Consider the following 16,682-nt stretch of genomic DNA (forward strand, 5'->3'; position numbering starts at 1 on the left):
CGTCAAGCCGAAAGTTCTTCCGGAAGCAATGCCGTTATGCGTATATGAAAGATGAAATTCACTGGAGAAGCCCAATGGCAGAGGACGAGGAAGACGACCGCTATCGAGCCCCGGCGTTGGACAAGGGGCTCGACATTCTCGAGCTGCTGGCCGGCGTCGACGGCGGCCTGACGCAGGCGGAAATCGCCAAGAAGCTCGACCGCAGCCCGAACGAGTTCTACCGCATGCTGGACCGGCTGGTGCGGCGCGGCTACGTCACGCGGCCGGATGGCGACCGTTATTCGCTGACGCTCAAGCTGTTTGGCCTGGCGCAGCTGCACGCGCCGGTGCGCCGGCTGGTTTCCTATGCGACGTCGCTGATGCGCGAACTGGCCGAAACCACACAGCAGGCAAATCAGCTCGTCGTCTTCGATCGCGGTTCCGCGGTGGTGATCGCACAGCAGGAGGCGCCGGATTACTGGGGCATCTCGATCCGCGTTGGCTCGCATATCAGCCTGTTCGACACCGGCTCCGGCCATGTGTTGCTGGCGTTCCGCCCGCCGGAAGAGCGGCAGATGATGATCTCAGAACATCTGCGCAGCACCGACAAGCCACCGCAATCGCCGGAATTCTTCGCCCGCCTCGATCAGATCCGGGAACGCGGCTACGAGATGATGGCGTCGATGCAGACGGCAGGCGTGTTCAACCTGTCGACGCCCGTTCTCGGCTCGGACGGCAAGGCCATCGCCGCACTGTCGATCCCCTACATAACCCTGGTCAACGCACCCAAGGCGCCCGACATTACGAGGACGATTGAGCTGCTGCTGGCAGCGACCGAAAAGCTGTCGCAACTGGCGGGATCGACCGTCAAGCAATCGCGATGAATTCTTATTTGAATGAAGAATTTCTCCGTGAGATGATCCCGAAGTCGCCAAGGAGGAGCGCCACCATGATCTTCGACACCCATCTGCACCTGATCGATCAGTCCGCGCTGCGCTATCCCTGGCTGGCCGGCGTGCCGGCGCTCAACCGCGATTTCTCCTACGACGAATATGCAGTCCAGGCCCGCCGCGCCGGCATCGAGGGCGCATTGCATATGGAGGTCGATGTCGATCCTGCCGACATCGAGGCTGAAACCAGCCGTGTCAAAGCGCTGTCGCGGGAAAAGGCCAGCTTGCTGCGGGGGGCAATTGCCTCCTGCCGTCCGGAAGGGCCCGGCTTTGCCGCCTATCTCGAGCGCCAGCGCGCCGATCCTTTCGTCAAAGGCTTTCGCCGCGTGCTGCACGTCATGCCGGACGAGCTTTCGGAGGGCGCGCTGTTTCGTGAAAACATCAAGCGGCTTGCCGGCACCGGCCTGAGCTTCGACCTTGTCGTTCTGCCGCACCAGATCCCCAAGGCGATTGCACTCGCCGACCTCGCGCCGGACGTGCAGTTCGTGCTCGACCATTGTGGCGTGCCCGACATCAAGGGTGGTGCCGAGCACCCCTGGCGCGAGCACATGGCGGAGATCGCGCGGCGCCCGAACGTCGTCGGCAAAATTTCCGGTGTGGTCGCCTATGCGGATGCCGGATCCTGGACTGTCGAAACGCTGCTTCCCTATGTCGAGCACACCATCGAATGCTTCGGCTGGGACCGCGTCGTCTGGGGCAGCGACTGGCCGGTCTGCACGCTCGGCGGCGGGCTTGCGACCTGGATTGCGGCAACGCACGCGCTGATTGCCGGCACCAGCACCGATGAACGGCAACAACTGCTGTCCGGCAACGCCAAGCGGCTGTGGCGTTTGTAAGCCGGCTTACTTTAGGGTCAAAACTCAATCACTCCGAACGGCCGAGTTCGACCATTTCGGTCGTAGGTCGGTCAGCTAGGAATTTCCAGAACCGGACCCTCGGCTTTGCGAGGCGGCGGCTGCTCGGTACGCTAAGCAGGCGAAGGCGACCATGCGACTTCAAGCTCGCGGAGCATTCCGCCGGGAAGACCATCTTGACCGGGTAATGCGCGGAACCTTGCCCCATAAAGGGTCGGCAGTTCCTGAAGTCGCGCTATCTGTTCGTCGAGCCAGAACTGCAGTTCGTCGTATTCAGCGTCGCCGCCGTAGCCCGGATGGGTCTCAAGTTCAGCGTCGCCGCTATGAAATTTGCGCTCCCAAGCCCGATAGATGTCCCAATTGCGCATTGCGCGTCGCATGAACTCAGGCCCAATGGGATAGAGCTTGAAATTGTCAGAGTAGTCGTCCGCGCCTTCGTCAAACTGAGAAGCGAAATAGTGGGGAGCGCCATCCAAATCAGCTACGCCGGTCCGAACCCCGTCGTAAAAATCCCAAATTGCATGCACCTGTTCATATCGCATTGGAGAGCACCATACCGCGTGGAAAGTCTAGCGCCAATGTCCGCCTTTGCTGAGTTTCAGGCGAAAGGGGCGGGCAGCCGCCTGATTGAACGGATTCATGGGAGGCGCTTCAAGTTTCTTGTTTTTATGCATGTCGTTAGCGCAAAACCGTTGCGCACCCTCGGTTCACGCCCGAGGGCATGCTTTTGCGCGACGTGAATTAGATCGTCGCCGAGACGTGCCGCTCGCGACCGTACAGCGAAACCAGGAGCACGATGACCAGGCCAAGTGCCGCCTGCACGGTCGAGGGCCGGAAGCCGAGGCCGATCAGCAGCGTGTTGATCTCCGTCAGCACCAGCACGCCGGCAATGGTGCCGAAATAGCTGCCGCGGCCGCCGACAAGGGCGGCGCCGCCGACCACCACTGCCGCGATCGTCTGGAACAGATAGGGCTGGCCGACATCGCCATAGGCAGAGCCGGTGAAGCCGAGCAGCAGCACGCCGGCTGCGGCGGCGAAGAAGGCGCTCGCGGCATAGGTCACGGTCCACATGCGGACCGGATCGATCAGCGCCAGCGGCGCAGCACCTGGATTGCTGCCTAGGGCGTAGAGACGGCGGCCGTATGGCGTGCGCGCCAGCACCAGCGCCACCAGCAAGGTCAGCACCGCGACGCATGGCACCAGCCCCGGCACCGGCAGCGGTCCGACCGAACCGCCGATCGAAACGAAGGCGGAAACCGCGGCAGGCGCCGATCCGGATGGAAAGCCGCCGGTCCATAACAGGACGACGCCTTGCACGATCATGCCAGTGCCGAGCGTGACGATCAGCGGGTGGATGTCGAGCCCACGCGAGATCAGGCCGTTCAGCGCCCCGATCAGTATGGCGAGCGCGACGACGACTGCGCAGACAAGGGCAAAATTCCAGCCGCCGCCGTAGAGCTGTGCGGCAACGACATTGGCAAAGCCGATGATGAAGGGGATCGACAGATCGATACCGCCCAGGATTACGACGAGGGTCTGGCCGATCGATGCCACCGCCAGCAGCGAGGCGATCACCAGCAGCGCCCGGATGGCGAACGGCTGGGAGAAGCCCGGGATGAGCAAGGTGCCAAGGAGATGCAAGGCGACAGCGACGGCAAAGGCACCGGCGACGCGGGCATTGGTGGATTGGAACCAGGTCTGGCGCATGCTTCTCAGCCTTTCCCTCCCGAGAGCCGTTCCTGCAGCGCCGTCATGATGACGGCCACAACCAGGATCGCGCCATAGGCGATCTGCAGCACATAGGTGGAGACGTTGAAGGCGGTCAGCACGCTCTGCAGCAGGAAGATGTCGACAGCGCCGATGGCGGCGCCGGCGAGCCCGCCGCGCCCGCCGGCAAGGCTGACGCCGCCGAGCGCCACCGCGGCAATCGCGATCAACGTGTAGGTTGGCCCGATATTAGGGTCGGCCGAACCGATCAGGGCGGTCAGCATGAGGCCGGCACAGGCGGCAAGTAGGCCGGTCATGACATAGGCGATGAAACGTACTTTCGTCACCGGAATGCCGGCCGTGTAGGCGGCGCGGTCGTCGCTGCCCACCGCCATCAGCTGGTCGTAATAAGGCGTCTGTCGCACCAGCCACCAGAACAGGAAGATCAGCGCCAGCGGCAGTGCCGACCAGGGTCCGGCCATTGCCTTCAGCCAGCCCGGCGCCGGCCCGATCGGCGCCGGCAGGACGGTCAGCGTCATGCCGGTGAGGATCAGATAGGTGCCGAGCGTCGCAACGATCGGCTGGATGCGAACGATGGTCGCCAAGAAGCCGTTGGCAGCGCCGACGATTGCGCCGATCAGAAGCGCCGCCGGCACGATGACCAGCGGCGAAGACATGCCAAGCCTGAGAAACAGCAGCTGGATCACCATCGCATTGACGAAGCCCATCAATGGCCCGACGGAAATGTCGATGCCGCCGCGCCCGGCCAGGATCACCGGAGCCGAGGCGACCGCTGCGCCGATCAGCGGCGCGGCGAGCCCGATCAGCGCGCCCCAGGCGGCAGGATGGAAGCGCGCCGGATTAAGCAGCAGATTGACCGCGATCAGGATGACCAGCAGAACTGCCGCAAAGCTAGCGCCGCGCCATCGCGCCGCCATGCGCCGCAACCCGCTCATGCGGCGCGTCCGAACATGGCGGCTATCACCGTATCGCTTTTCATGTCGTCTCCGGTGATTTCGGCCGCGACCTGCTGTTCGCGAAATACCAGCACGCGATGGCAAAGCAGCAGGATTTCCTCGATCTCGCTCGACAGGATGACCAGCGCCATGCCGTCGGCGGCCAGCCTGCGGAACACGTCATAAAGGACGTGGCGCGTCGCCACGTCGACACCGCGTGTCGGATCGTTGAGGAGCAGGATCGCCGGTTCCAACGCCAATGCGCGGGCCAGCAGCACCTTCTGCTGGTTGCCGCCGGAAAGCGTGGTGATCGGGGCGTCCGGCCGTGGCGCGATGATCGACAGTCTGTCCCGATAGCTCTCATAGCGCTGCCGCCGCGCGGCGAAGCTGAGCAGGCCGAAACGCATATCGCGCGACAGCGTCGAGACGGCAAAATTGTCGAGCACCGATTGGGTCGGAAAAATGCCGGTGGTGCGCCGGTCGCGCGGCAAATAGGCGATGCCGCCGGCGACCGCCTTGCGGAAATTGGTGATCGCGCGCGCTCCGGTTGGCGCCTCGACGGTCACCTCGCCGCCGGCCGGGCGTTCCAGGCCGGCCAGCACTTTCAGGAACCGCTCCTGTCCGTGGCCGTCGAGGCCGGCAAGGCCGACGATCTCGCCCGGCGCAATGGTTTGCGTCATGGGGCTTGCGCCCGGCGCGATCACTAGGCCGCGCACCGAAAGGCTGGCGCGATCAGCCATGCGCCAGCTCCGCCGCCGTGCGTGGCGCCATCGCTCTGAGAAGTTCGGATGCGGTGGACGTGCCGCGTTCCTCAGTCGTCACCACGCTGCCGCCGCGCAGCACGGAAATCCGGTCCGAAAGCGACATCACCTCGTCCATGCGATGGGTGATGAACAGGATCAGGCAGCCTTCGGAGGCAAGCTTGCGCATCATGGCGAAAACCGCCTCGCGATCGGCAAAGTCGAGCGCAGCCGTAACCTCGTCAAGGATGAGAATGCGCGGGCTGCGCACCACGGCGCGGGCGAGCACTACCAATTGCTGAACCGCAAGCGGCAATTGCCCGGCCAACTGGTCGAGCGGGATCTCGGTCACCGCAAAGCGCTTCAGCACCGCTTGCGCGCGTTGCCGCCGCTCGGCGCGCGGCACGGTGCGCGTCAGCAGGCCGTCGAGGCCGAGCAGGATGTTGTCCGTCACCGAACGGTCAGGCGCGATCAGCACTTCCTGGAACACGGTGGCCAACCCGGCGGTCTGGAACGCCGCCGGCGAGAGGCCGGTAAAGGGCGCTCCGTCGAGCAGGATCGCGCCGCTGTCCTGCTGCACGATCCCCGACAGCAGCTTGACCAGGGTGCTCTTGCCCGAACCGTTCTCGCCCAGGATGGTGTGGATCGTGCCGGCGCGGAATGCGATGGAGGCATTGGCCAGCGCAATCGTTTCGCCGTAGCGCTTCGAGATGGCCTGGACTTCCAGCATGAGCAATCCTGATGGAGAAAGCCGGCACCGCTGGTGCGGAGCCGGCGCTCATAAATGCTACTTGGCGCAGGCGTCTGGCACCTTTGAATAATCCCAGCCCTTGGTCGGTGCCGGATTGGCGAAGTAGGCATCGAGCCATTCCTCCGGCATCGGATCCTTCGGCGGGACCGGGAAGATCGAGACGGCGTCCGGCGTCATGCAGTCCTTGTACCAGGCGCCGAGGTCGGCATTGTGGACCGGCGGAATCGGGATCAGCAGCGTGTTGAGCTTGGGCTTCTGCCCATCCAGCATGCGCGCCCCGACACGAAACAGCGTCTCGGCCGTCCAGTGCGGCAGAACCGCATGGCCTTCGAAGCGGTATTTGTCGGGATTGGCCTTCCAGTAGCCGAGCGCATCGCCGGTGATCGAGCCGGTGATCAGCGGGGCAGGGCGGCCGGCCTCGGCAAAGGCCTCGGCAACGACGCGGCTTTCGCTGCCCGTCGTCCACACCGCATCGATCGGCGCCGGATTGGTGGCGATCGCCTGCAGCACCGCTGTCTTGGTGACGTTGGCCGTCCAGTTGCCGTTGACGCTGCGCGAGACCTTGAGCTTTGAATTTTCGGCCAGCGCCTTGTCGCCGCCCTGGCGCTCCTGCACGACGATCGGGTGACCGGCAATGCCTTCGACCAGAAGCACGCTGCCGCCGTCCGGCATTGCTTTGCCGATCGCCGTCATCATGTCGTAGCCCCAGCGCGCATAGTTGGAATCGACGTTGATCGCATTCGCGCTGGTCACCGACCCAGCTGCCGTGATGAAGGGGATGCCGGCTTTGGCTGCGGCATCGATGGCATCGTCCAGCGCCGTCGCCGAGCCGGGGATCGAGGTGATGATCGAGCATTTCTTGTCGATGAAGGCGCGGATCTGGTTGATCTGCTGACTGGCGTCGTTGTTGGAATCCGACACCTCGAAGCTCGCCACGGTGCCGTCGGCGATCAGGCCGTCGACCAGCCGCTTCAACTCCTTGGTGACGGTGACGCGCCACGGATTGCCCTGGTAGGACTCGGAGTGGCACCATTTCCATGGCTTTGGCGGCGGCGTGAAATTATCCCAGGCCGACGGCAGCACCTTTTGCGGCGCGCCGTCATATTGCGCCTTCAGTTCGGTCGGCAATCCAGCAATCACGCCCGAAACGTCTTGAGCGCAGGCTATGGTCGTGACCGATGCAAGTGCGGTTGCGGCCATAAGGCCGCGGATCAGGCTGTTCATGTTCTCCTCCGTTCGGTTGTTCAGGCTCCTCCGCCGGCAACGCCGGACACCTGCGTCGAAAGGCTCTCCCGAAACAGGCGATTGAGATCGGCAACGACGCGAGCGGCATTGTGCCTTTCGCTCAGGCCGAGATTGATGCGATCGGACGCCGCCTGCTGGAACGCCATGTAGCCGTCGTGCCGCGGCCTGACCCAGGCACCTTCGAGCGTGGCCCGCGTGTCCTTGTAGAAATTGCCGGCGGCGGCGTTGACGGCGGCATCCGCCCAGGCTGCCGCATGGCCGGGCTGGCCGCCGGCCGAGGCGTAAGGGCCGCGCTGCACGTCACCGCTGGCGATCCAGTAGGCGAAGTCGATTGCTTCCTGTCCGGCCTTCGAGAAGGCCGACACGGCGATGCCGGTGCCGCCGAGCGCCGAGCCTTTGGGGCCGGCATTGCCAGCGGCCGGAATATCCGCGAAAGCCAGGCGGTTGGGTCGAAACCCGGCGATGGCATAGGAGACATAGCCATAGATCAGCGGCGCGCAGGCGATCCGCGAGCCGGATCCGGCCATTTGCTCCAGAACCGCGATCGGATCCATGCCAAGACAGGCCGGGTCGACGAGGGCTGCGATCTCGCGCATCATCTCGAAGACCTGCTTGCCCGCTGCCGGATCCACATGGTCGCCAGGGCCTTCACCGGCGGGTCGGCCGAGATTGCCGGCAAGCGTGTAGAACACCATCAGCGAATGCGGCGGCCTGAGCGGCAACAGCACGTGGCCTTGCCGGGCCAGATCGAGGGCATCGGCCCAGCTCGCCGGCGCAGCCGAAAGCATGTCGGGCCGCCATGCCTGCACCTGGCTGGCCGCGTCGATCGGAAACGCCCACTGCCGGCCTTGCCAGTTGTAGCTCGGAAAGGACCGGCCGACGCTGCCCGCCGCAAGTGCTGCACGCTCGCCTTCCCGGCCGGCGACATCGAGCGGCGTCAGGCAGTTCTCGGCGGTGATCTGGCCGACATGCGGATGGTCGACGACGATCAGGTCGTAGGCACGAGCCAGTTCCTCGACCGGGAAGGATTCGAAATCCTGCAGCGAGCGCTTGTCCCATTCAACGGCGACGCCGGTGCGTTCCGTCCACACTGCCGAACAGGCGACCATCGGGTCATAGCCGCGCGGATGGCTCCAGGTCATGCCTTTGAGCGTGACGTCGCTCACAGCCCGAACTCAGCGCGGATTTTTGCGCTGTGCTCGCCGATGCGTGGCGCGGCCCGCTCGACCTTCGCGCGGATGCCGTCTACCCTGAGCGGCGAGCGCGTGGTGAGGATCGAAACGTCATCCTCGCGCGTCACCGTCTGCAGCATGTCGAGGACCTGGAAGCCTTCGCTGGCCATCATTTCCGGCCAGGTCAAAACCTTGGCGCACCAGATGTCGGCAGGCTCGAGAATGGCAAGCCATTCGTCGACCGTCTTCGTTGCGATCTTTTGCGCGATGATCGCCTTGATCTCGTCGCGGGCGGTGAACCAGGTCGACGGCTGGTCGCGATAGGGCGCAAGCTCCTCGAGCCCGAGGAGATCGGCGAGTTTCGAGATCGGCGTCATGGCGATCGCCAGATAGCCGCCCTTGGCCGGATAGACGCCGTAGGGCGCCGAGAGATAGGCGTGCGCGCTGCGGAAGCTCGACCGCCGCGGCAGCCGGCGCCCGTCATTGAGATGCGTGGTCAGCACCTCGAACTGGAAGTCGACCAGCGCTTCGAGCAGGCTGGTCTCGACATGGCTGCCCTTGCCGGTCACGCCGCGCCGCACCAGTGCGGCGAGGATGCCTTGCGCGGCGGCGGAACCCGCCAGCATGTCGGCGATCGCCAGGCCGAAGGGCACCGGCCCCTGGTCCTCGTCGCCGTTCAGCCACATCACGCCGGAGCGGGCCTGCGCCAGCAGATCCTGCCCGGGCCGCTTGACCCACGGGCCTTCCTCGCCATAGCCGCTGATCGAGGCGTAGACCAGGCGCGGATTGATCTTGCGCACCGCCTCGTAATCGAAGCCCAGGCGTTCGATGACGCCGGGCCTGAAATTCTGGATCAGCACGTCGGCCTTGGCCAGCAGGCCGCGCAGCGCCGCAAGGTCGGCCTCGTCCTTCAAGTCGATGGCAAGGCTTTCCTTGGCGCGGTTGATCGCATGGAAAATGGTGGAATCGCCACCGATCTCGGTGTCGCTGAGATAGAGCCGGCGCGACAGATCGCCGCCGTCCGGCCGTTCGATCTTGATGACGCGAGCGCCGAGGTCGAGCAGTCGCAGCGAGCAGTAAGGCCCGGACAAGAACTGGCTCATATCGACAACGATGAGCCCGGTCAGCGGCAGTTCGGCAATGGCAGCCATTGCCTATTTCTCCGTCTTGCCGGCGAAATCGGCCGGATTGCGGTACTTCACCGTCTGCAGGTGCTCGCAATAAAGCACGAGCTCGCCTTCACCCTTGAAGACTTCATAGCTGGCGCGGATCAGCCCCATTTCCTTGTATTTTGGCTTCTTGTCGAGGTTGGAGCGGATCGAATAGATCGTGTCGCCTATGAACACCGGCTTGATGAAGCGCAATTTGTCGTAGCCATACGAAAAGGCGTTGATGCAATTGGTGGCGACGAGACCGAGCCCGGCCGAGAACACGAAGGCCCCTGCCACCAGCCGCTTGCCGAAAATGCCTTGCGTCTCGGCGAACATCTGGTCCTGCACGTATGGATGGATGTCGAGCACCAGCGTGTTGAAGAGATGGCTGTCGCCCTCGGCAATGGTCCGGCGCAGCGAGCGGATCTTCTGGCCGACCGGCCAGTCTTCGTAGAACCAGTTCTCCGCGTTCCAGACGGGAAGGTCGGCGTGATCCCTAGGCATGTTGGCGGGGTGTGTCGATGCCACGCCCACGGTTGGCGCGAAACCGCTCATGACGACTTCCTTTGGGAGCGGGAATCGTCCATCAGGGCGCGCCGCGGACCAGCGAAATGCATGATCGATCCTCCCGTCAATCTTCTTTTGTGAATAGTATTTTCACATATGGGGTTGTGTTGCAAGCGTGAACAGGCGAAATTTTGCCTGCTCCGTCGGGGCCAATGCCGGCGGAACAAGGGAGGAAGTGATGCAGAATGCCTGTCTGGTTTTCGTCGGCAGCCTCAATCGCGACGCCCCGTATTTTCAGGGCGCGCGCGGCATCGGGCTGGGTGTCTACAGTTTCGACGAAGGGACGCTGCAGACGAAGAAACTGGCCGAGACGGGAGACATCGACAATCCCACCTTCCTGTCGGTGACGCCGGACGGCTCCCACATCTATGCCAACTCAGAAGTGTTCACCTGGCGCGAAGGGGTGGTCTCGGCCTACCGTTTCGACAGGCAGACCGCCACGCTGTCCTACATCAACAAGCAGCCGACGCTGGGCAGCATCACGGCGCACAACGCCATCACGCGCGACCGGACGAAGCTGCTGGTCGCCAATTACGGCATGGGCGAGGGCGGCCCCGATCGCTCGGTCGTGGTCTATGGGTTGGGTGAGAATGGCGGCCTGACAGCGCCGTTGTCGAGCGTTGCCCATAGCGGGACCGGACCAGATCCTGCCCGCCAGGAGCGGCCGCATGCCCATAGCGTAACCGAGACGGTTGCCGGCGGCATGGCGATCGTCGCTGACCTCGGCATCGACCGGCTGGTGTCCTATCGCATCGGCTCAGACGGCAGCCTGACGAAGCTCGCCGAGTCGGCGCTTGCGCCAGGCGCGGGTCCGCGCCATCTCGCACTGCATCCGGGCGGTCGCTTCGTGTTCGTCATGAACGAGCTGGATTCGACGGTTGTCTCGCTGGCGCTGGACGAAGCATCAGGCAAGCTTACGGTGATCGACAGCAAGCCGGCCGTGCCGCCCGAGGCGCGCGACGGCAATCACTGCGCCGACATCCAGATCTCGCCTGACGGCCGCTTTCTCTACGGCTCCAACCGCGGCCATGACAGCATCGCCGTGTTTTCGATCGACCAGCAAACCGGCAGGCTTGCCCTTGTGGGCTATACGCCTTGCGGCGGCGCCACGCCGCGCAATCTGGCACTGACGCCCTCGGGCGGCCATCTGTTCTCGGCCAACCAGAATGCCGACCGCATCTCGATTTTCGCCCGTGATGCCGCAACCGGCCGGCTGACCGACACCGGCCGATCCATCGAAATTGGCACGCCGATGTGTGTGAGGATCGTGCGTTGACGCGATCTCAGAACTCGAGCGCCTGCCTGAGTGCCGGGCCGCTCCTGACGCGCAGATCGAGGTCGGCCTCGATATGGTCGATGTGGTGCAGCATCAGCGCGCTGGCGCGTTCGGCATTGCCATTTTCCAGCGCCTCGAGGATCTGCGTGTGTTCGTTGTGGCCGCAGCTCGAGATGCCCGAGCGGCCATAGAGTGCGATCACCAGCGATGAACGAGCGACCAATTCCTCCATGAAGCGCTGCAGGATGACGTTTCCCGCGACCGACGCCAGAAGCAGGTGAAAATCCCCCGACGCCTTGATCTCCGATCGCCTTGCGTTGGGTCCGCGTTCGGCGATGAAACGGCCTTCTTCGTCGAGCTGGGCCTTGAACGCGGCGACATGCGCCGGCGTCATCCGTCCGGCGGCGGCAATCGCAATGCCTGGTTCGATGAGCCGGCGCGAAGCAAAAACCTGCCGCGCTTCCTCCGGCGACGGATTGGCGACGAAGGCGCCGCGATTGCGCTCGGTGCGCACCAATCCTTCGAAGGAAAGCATCTGCAGTGCCGCACGCGCCACGGTGCGGCTGACATCGAACAGCGTGCCGACTTCGCCTTCGGAAAGCTTTGTTCCCGGCGCCAGCCGGCGATCGACGATCGCGTCGCGCAACTGGTCGCGGATCGCCTGCGCGCGATCCTCGTTGGCGGCCTCGATAGCAGGGAAGGTCTGGTCGGCAATGTTCATGGCAGTGGTCCTGCGTTCTTCTACCCTGAATCGCATCGCTTGGACGAGAGACAAAGTGAATACAGAAATGAAAAAGATTGCATACGATCTTTGCGAAGATCGGCGGCAATCGCCTATAATTTGTGCATTGCACAAGGGCGACGTATCGGCAGCTATATAGAGGCGGCCCTGATTTCTTCGAGGATTCAGTCGGTTGGTGTGGCGGCGCGCAACTGGCACGCATGATGCTTTGGCTAATCCGACCAAAGGGGAAGCTGGATGTCCAAAGCCGCCGAAATCGACATTGTGTCCGTTTCGAAAGTCTATGGCGCGACGACTGCCGTCGAAGGCATCAGCCTGAAAATCCCTGCGGGAACCTATTGCTGCCTGCTCGGTCCGTCCGGCTGTGGCAAGACCTCGACACTGCGCATGATCGCCGGGCACGAGAGCATATCGAGTGGCGACGTGCGTCTCGGCAACACAGTGGTCACCGACCTGCCGCCGGCCAGGCGCGGCACTGCCATGATGTTCCAGTCCTACGCACTGTTTCCGCATCTCGACCTGATCGACAATGTCGCCTTCAGCCTGAAGATGAAAGGCGTCGGCAAGGAGGAGCGCCGCGCCAAGGCACTCGACATGCTGAAGCTGATGCAGATGGAGGCCTATGCCAGCCGCCGCCCGGCGCAGCTTTCCGGCGGGCAGCAGCAGCGCGTTGCTCTTGCGCGCGCATTGATCACCGATCCCGAGGCGCTGTTGCTCGACGAACCGCTTTCGGCGCTCGATCCTTTCCTGAAGATCCGCATGCGAGCCGAACTGAAGAAGCTGCAGACGTCGCTCGGCATCACTTTCGTCCACGTCACCCACAGCCAGGAAGAGGCGATGGCGCTGGCCGACCTGATCGTGGTGATGAACGATGGCCGTATCGAGCAGGCGGCGCACCCTCGCACGGTGTTCGAGCGGCCGGCCACGGCCTTCGTCGCTCGTTTCATGGGCGACCACAATGTCATCTCCGGGCGCGTCGCCGGCAGTCGCGACGGCATGGTCGTTTTCGATGTGCCCGGCGGCGTCACGCTCGCGGCCAGCGGGCAGGGCAGGGAGACCGGGGAACCCATCGACATCGCCATTCGCACCGACCACGTGCGCATCGGCGAGCCGCCGGCAGCCGGGCTCGGCTTCACCGGCATCGTTTCAAACGTCGAGTACCGCGGTTCGACCGTGAAGCTCTCGGTCAATGGCGCCGGCATCGAGGATTTCACCGTAATCGTCGACGACACCAGCTTCTTCGCCAGCCCGGTTGCCGTCGGCGACGCAGTGCCGATCGCCTGGGACGCCGAGGACGCGATCGTCCTTGGTCGTCTCGATTCCTGAAATCCAGCATAACCAATCAAAACAGGGGAACTGAACATGACCAACACCACCGACAAGAAGACTGGAATATCGCGACGTTCGCTGCTCAAGACAGGTGCCGCCGCCGTCGGTTTCGCCGCCGGTTCCGGCGCCATATCTGGCTTTCCGACCATCTGGGCGCAATCGAACATCACGCTGCGCCAGTTCGGCACCGGCGTATCCAACCTCAATGCCATCGCCGACAAGTGCAAGGCCGATCTCGGCATCACGCTGGAGATGACAGCAACCGATTCCGACGCCGCCGCACAGCGCGCCGTGACGCAGCCCGACAGCTACGACATCGCCGACATCGAATACTGGATCTGCAAGAAGGTGTTCCCGACAGGCGTCCTGCAGCCGATGGATGTCACCAAGCTGAAATATTACGACGAGCTGGTGCCGCTGTTCAAAACCGGCAAGCTGGCGCCGGACAGCGTTATCGCCCAGGGCACCGCGCCGCACACGGTCGGTTACGTCGAGGCGCAGGACAGCAAGGTCTTCGCCAAGGCGCCGACCAACTGGTTCACCATGGTGCCGACGATCTACAATGCCGATACGCTCGGCATCCGCCCCGACCTCGTCGGCCGCGATATCACCACCTGGGCCGACATCATGGATCCGGCCTTCAAGGGCAAGACCGCCATCCTCAACATCCCGTCGATCGGCATCATGGATGCGGCGATGATCATGGAAGCCACCGGCAACATCAAATACGCCGACAAGGGCAACATGACCAAGGAGGAGATCGACAAGACGATCGACTTCCTGATCAAGGCCAAGCAAGCCGGCCAGTTCCGCGCCTTCTGGAAATCCTTCGACGAGAGCGTCAACCTGATGGCTTCAGGCGAAGTGGTGATCCAGTCAATGTGGTCGCCGGCCGTGGCCGCGGTCCGCTCCAAGGGCATCGCGTGCCGGTTCCAGCCGCTCAAGGAAGGCTACCGGTCCTGGGGTGGCGGGCTTGGCCTGGCAGCCCATCTCTCCGGCGCCGAACTCGATGCCGCCTATGAATACATCAACTGGTACACGTCCGGCTGGGTTGGCGGCTATCTCAACCGCCAGGGCTATTACTCGGCCAACATGGTGTCGGCCAAGAAGTTCATGTCCGAGGACGAGTGGGGCTACTGGATCGAAGGCAAGCCGGCAAAGGGCGATATCCTGTCGCCGGACGGCAAGGTCATGGAAAAGGCTGGCGCCGTGCGTGACGGCGGCTCTTTCGAAGAGCGCATGGGCAAGGTCGCCTGCTGGAACTCGGTCATGGACGAAGACCGCTACATGGTGAAGCGCTGGAACGAGTTCATCGCTGCGTAGGTACAACGTCTTCCCCTTCTCCCCTTGTGGGAGAAGGTGGATTGGCGCGCAGCGCCAAGACGGTTGAGGGGTGCCGGCCGGAGCGCTGTTGGTGCCAAGCTGGAACACCCCTCATCCGACCGAGCTTCGCTCGGCCACCTTCTCCCACAAGGGGGAGAAGGAAAGGCGGCTTCGCCGCATCGCTGACTTATACCGAGATGTTCATGACAGCCGCGCTCGAACGCCCCGCCACCGCCGCCGCCAAACCCGCCAGACGCCGCCGGCTCTCGATCGGCGCCCTCGTCCCCTATCTCCAGGCAACACCACTTGCCCTGATCCTCGGCGCGTTCCTCCTGCTGCCAATTCTGATGATCGCCGTGGTCTCATTCTGGGATTACGATTTCGCAGCGATGTATCCGGATTTCCTGACCACCAATTATTCCGACACGCTCGGCTCCTGGGTCACCTGGAAAACCTACCTGAATACGCTGAAATACGCCGCCATCGTCTGGGCGCTGACGCTGTTCATCGGTTTCTGGGTCGCCTATTTCCTTGCCTTCCATATCAGGACCACGGCCATGCAGATGGTGCTGTTCCTTGTCTGCACGGTGCCGTTCCTGACCTCCAACATCATCCGCATGATCTCGTGGATTCCGGTGCTTGGCCGCAATGGCCTGGTCAACTCGACGCTGGTGCAAATGGGGCTGATCCCGAAGCCGATCGAATGGCTGCTCTATTCCGAATTCGCCGTGGTGCTGGCCATGGTGCATCTCTATACGCTGTTCATGGTGACGCCGATCTTCAACACGCTGATGCGCATCGACAAGTCATTGATAGAAGCCGCGCGCGACGCCGGCGCTTCCGGCTGGCAGGTTCTGTGGAACGTCGTCATTCCGCTCGCCAAGCCCGGCATGGCGATCGGCACCATTTTCGTCGTCACCCTGGTGATGGCCGACTTCTCGACGGTGCAGGTGATGTCCGGCGGGCAGAGCGCCTCCGTCGCGCTGATGATGAAGAACCAGATGTCGCTGCTGCAATATCCGGCAGCCGCCGCCAACGCCGTCGTGCTCTTGGTGCTGGTGCTGCTGATGGTCGCGGGCATCCTGCGCATCGTCGACATCCGCAAGGAGCTGTGAGGCGATGAGCCAGGACAAGCGCACCCTCGAATTCTATGTGTTGGCGGCGTTCTTCGGTCTTTTCGTGTTGTTCCTCTACGGCCCGCTTTCGGCGATCCTGATCCTCTCTTTCCAGGGCGAGAACGGCGGTCTGACATTTCCGCTGAACGGCGTGTCGCTGCACTGGTTCGCCAATTTGTTCGAGCGCCAGGCGGTCGGCGACTTCGGCGGCAGCTTCAAACGCTCGCTCGTCCTTGGCCTGATGGTGATGGTCGTCACTGTCGCCGTGTCGCTGCTCGCCGGCCTGGCCTTCCGGCAGAAATTTCGCGGCGCAACCGCACTGTTCTATCTGGCCGTCGCCAGCCTGGTCGTGCCGTCGATCATCATCAGTCTCGGCATCGGCGTCGTCTTCCAGCAGATCGGCTTCCGCCCCGCCTGGTACACCTCCGCTTTCGGCGCCCATCTGACCTGGACCTTGCCTTTCGGCGTGCTGATCATGTTTGCTGTCTTCAACCGGTTCTCGCCAGCCTATGAGGAAGCCGCGCGCGATCTCGGAGCATCGTCGTGGCAGACCTTTGCCCATGTCGTGCTGCCGATGATCGCGCCCAGCCTGATCGGCGTCGGCCTGTTCGGCTTCACTCTGTCATATGACGAGTTCGCCCGCACGCTGATGACCTCGGGCACGTTCAACACGTTGCCGCTCGAAATCTACGGCATGACGACGAATGTCACGACGCCGGTGCTCTATGCGCTGGGCACCGTGACGACCGTGTTTTCCTTCCTGGTGATCCTGCTGACGCTCGGCGCAATCGTCTATGTCGGCCGCCGCCGCGAGCGTGCCTGACA

At 63.4% G+C, this 16,682-nt stretch carries 17 protein-coding genes; 7 read left to right on the top strand and 10 right to left on the bottom strand.

Features of this window, described 5'->3' with window-relative positions:
* Positions 1-74: 74 nt before the first annotated feature.
* Positions 75-863 (top strand): IclR family transcriptional regulator, encoded by a 789-nt coding sequence (locus NKI70_RS00980; RefSeq protein WP_352575508.1) that lies wholly within the window; start codon positions 75-77, stop codon positions 861-863.
* A gap of 65 nt (positions 864-928) precedes the next feature.
* Complete coding sequence (locus tag NKI70_RS00985; RefSeq protein ID WP_352697952.1) at positions 929-1,765, top strand: amidohydrolase family protein; 837 nt, start codon at positions 929-931, stop codon at positions 1,763-1,765.
* Between the two features lie 131 nt (positions 1,766-1,896).
* Here NKI70_RS00985 and NKI70_RS00990 read toward each other — a convergent pair whose 3' ends face one another.
* The 9 genes from NKI70_RS00990 to NKI70_RS01030 all read right to left on the bottom strand — a co-directional run bounded on the left by NKI70_RS00990 (position 1,897) and on the right by NKI70_RS01030 (position 10,060).
* On the bottom strand, positions 1,897-2,325 hold the full coding sequence (locus NKI70_RS00990) for a hypothetical protein (protein WP_352697950.1): 429 nt from the start codon (positions 2,323-2,325) through the stop codon (positions 1,897-1,899).
* Positions 2,326-2,524: 199 nt separating this feature from the next.
* The gene (locus NKI70_RS00995) at positions 2,525-3,490 is read right to left on the bottom strand and encodes an ABC transporter permease (RefSeq protein WP_352697948.1); all 966 of its coding nucleotides are present in this window, start codon (positions 3,488-3,490) and stop codon (positions 2,525-2,527) included.
* Between the two features lie 5 nt (positions 3,491-3,495).
* Positions 3,496-4,446 carry an ABC transporter permease gene (locus tag NKI70_RS01000; RefSeq protein ID WP_352697946.1) on the bottom strand — a complete coding sequence of 317 codons (951 nt, stop codon included), beginning with the start codon at positions 4,444-4,446 and terminating at the stop codon, positions 3,496-3,498.
* Positions 4,443-5,186: an ATP-binding cassette domain-containing protein gene (locus NKI70_RS01005; protein ID WP_352697944.1), complete on the bottom strand. Its 744-nt coding sequence runs from the start codon at positions 5,184-5,186 to the stop codon at positions 4,443-4,445. Before NKI70_RS01005 ends, NKI70_RS01000 begins: the two co-directional genes overlap by 4 nt.
* The gene (locus NKI70_RS01010; RefSeq protein WP_352621016.1) at positions 5,179-5,916 is read right to left on the bottom strand and encodes an ATP-binding cassette domain-containing protein; all 738 of its coding nucleotides are present in this window, start codon (positions 5,914-5,916) and stop codon (positions 5,179-5,181) included. Before NKI70_RS01010 ends, NKI70_RS01005 begins: the two co-directional genes overlap by 8 nt.
* 57 nt (positions 5,917-5,973) lie before the next feature.
* Entirely contained in the window at positions 5,974-7,161 is a 1,188-nt protein-coding gene (locus tag NKI70_RS01015) for an ABC transporter substrate-binding protein (protein WP_352724000.1), read from the bottom strand.
* Positions 7,162-7,181: 20 nt separating this feature from the next.
* The gene (locus tag NKI70_RS01020; protein WP_352724302.1) at positions 7,182-8,324 is read right to left on the bottom strand and encodes an extracellular solute-binding protein; all 1,143 of its coding nucleotides are present in this window, start codon (positions 8,322-8,324) and stop codon (positions 7,182-7,184) included.
* Positions 8,325-8,344: 20 nt separating this feature from the next.
* On the bottom strand, positions 8,345-9,505 hold the full coding sequence (locus NKI70_RS01025) for a CaiB/BaiF CoA transferase family protein (RefSeq protein WP_352590347.1): 1,161 nt from the start codon (positions 9,503-9,505) through the stop codon (positions 8,345-8,347).
* Between the two features lie 3 nt (positions 9,506-9,508).
* Positions 9,509-10,060, bottom strand: coding sequence for a MaoC family dehydratase (locus NKI70_RS01030; RefSeq protein WP_352455282.1), 552 nt, complete (start codon positions 10,058-10,060; stop codon positions 9,509-9,511).
* A 190-nt stretch (positions 10,061-10,250) separates the two neighbouring features.
* Here NKI70_RS01030 and NKI70_RS01035 point away from each other — a divergent pair, with 190 nt between their 5' ends.
* Positions 10,251-11,348, top strand: coding sequence for a lactonase family protein (locus NKI70_RS01035; RefSeq protein WP_352724003.1), 1,098 nt, complete (start codon positions 10,251-10,253; stop codon positions 11,346-11,348).
* A gap of 7 nt (positions 11,349-11,355) precedes the next feature.
* On the opposite strand, the gene NKI70_RS01040 is transcribed toward NKI70_RS01035, so the two are convergent.
* Positions 11,356-12,069 (bottom strand): GntR family transcriptional regulator, encoded by a 714-nt coding sequence (locus NKI70_RS01040; RefSeq protein ID WP_023676076.1) that lies wholly within the window; start codon positions 12,067-12,069, stop codon positions 11,356-11,358.
* Between the two features lie 258 nt (positions 12,070-12,327).
* On the opposite strand from NKI70_RS01040, the gene NKI70_RS01045 reads away from it, so the two are divergent.
* The 4 genes from NKI70_RS01045 to NKI70_RS01060 all read left to right on the top strand — a co-directional run bounded on the left by NKI70_RS01045 (position 12,328) and on the right by NKI70_RS01060 (position 16,680).
* Entirely contained in the window at positions 12,328-13,416 is a 1,089-nt protein-coding gene (locus NKI70_RS01045) for an ABC transporter ATP-binding protein (protein ID WP_352569303.1), read from the top strand.
* A 36-nt stretch (positions 13,417-13,452) separates the two neighbouring features.
* Positions 13,453-14,742: an ABC transporter substrate-binding protein gene (locus tag NKI70_RS01050; RefSeq protein WP_023676074.1), complete on the top strand. Its 1,290-nt coding sequence runs from the start codon at positions 13,453-13,455 to the stop codon at positions 14,740-14,742.
* Between the two features lie 203 nt (positions 14,743-14,945).
* Entirely contained in the window at positions 14,946-15,857 is a 912-nt protein-coding gene (locus tag NKI70_RS01055) for an ABC transporter permease (RefSeq protein ID WP_023676073.1), read from the top strand.
* A 4-nt stretch (positions 15,858-15,861) separates the two neighbouring features.
* On the top strand, positions 15,862-16,680 hold the full coding sequence (locus NKI70_RS01060) for an ABC transporter permease (protein WP_352451583.1): 819 nt from the start codon (positions 15,862-15,864) through the stop codon (positions 16,678-16,680).
* The last annotated feature ends 2 nt before the right edge of the window (positions 16,681-16,682 follow it).

Source organism: Mesorhizobium sp. M0500 (assembly GCF_040321165.1).
GTDB lineage: Bacteria > Pseudomonadota > Alphaproteobacteria > Rhizobiales > Rhizobiaceae > Mesorhizobium.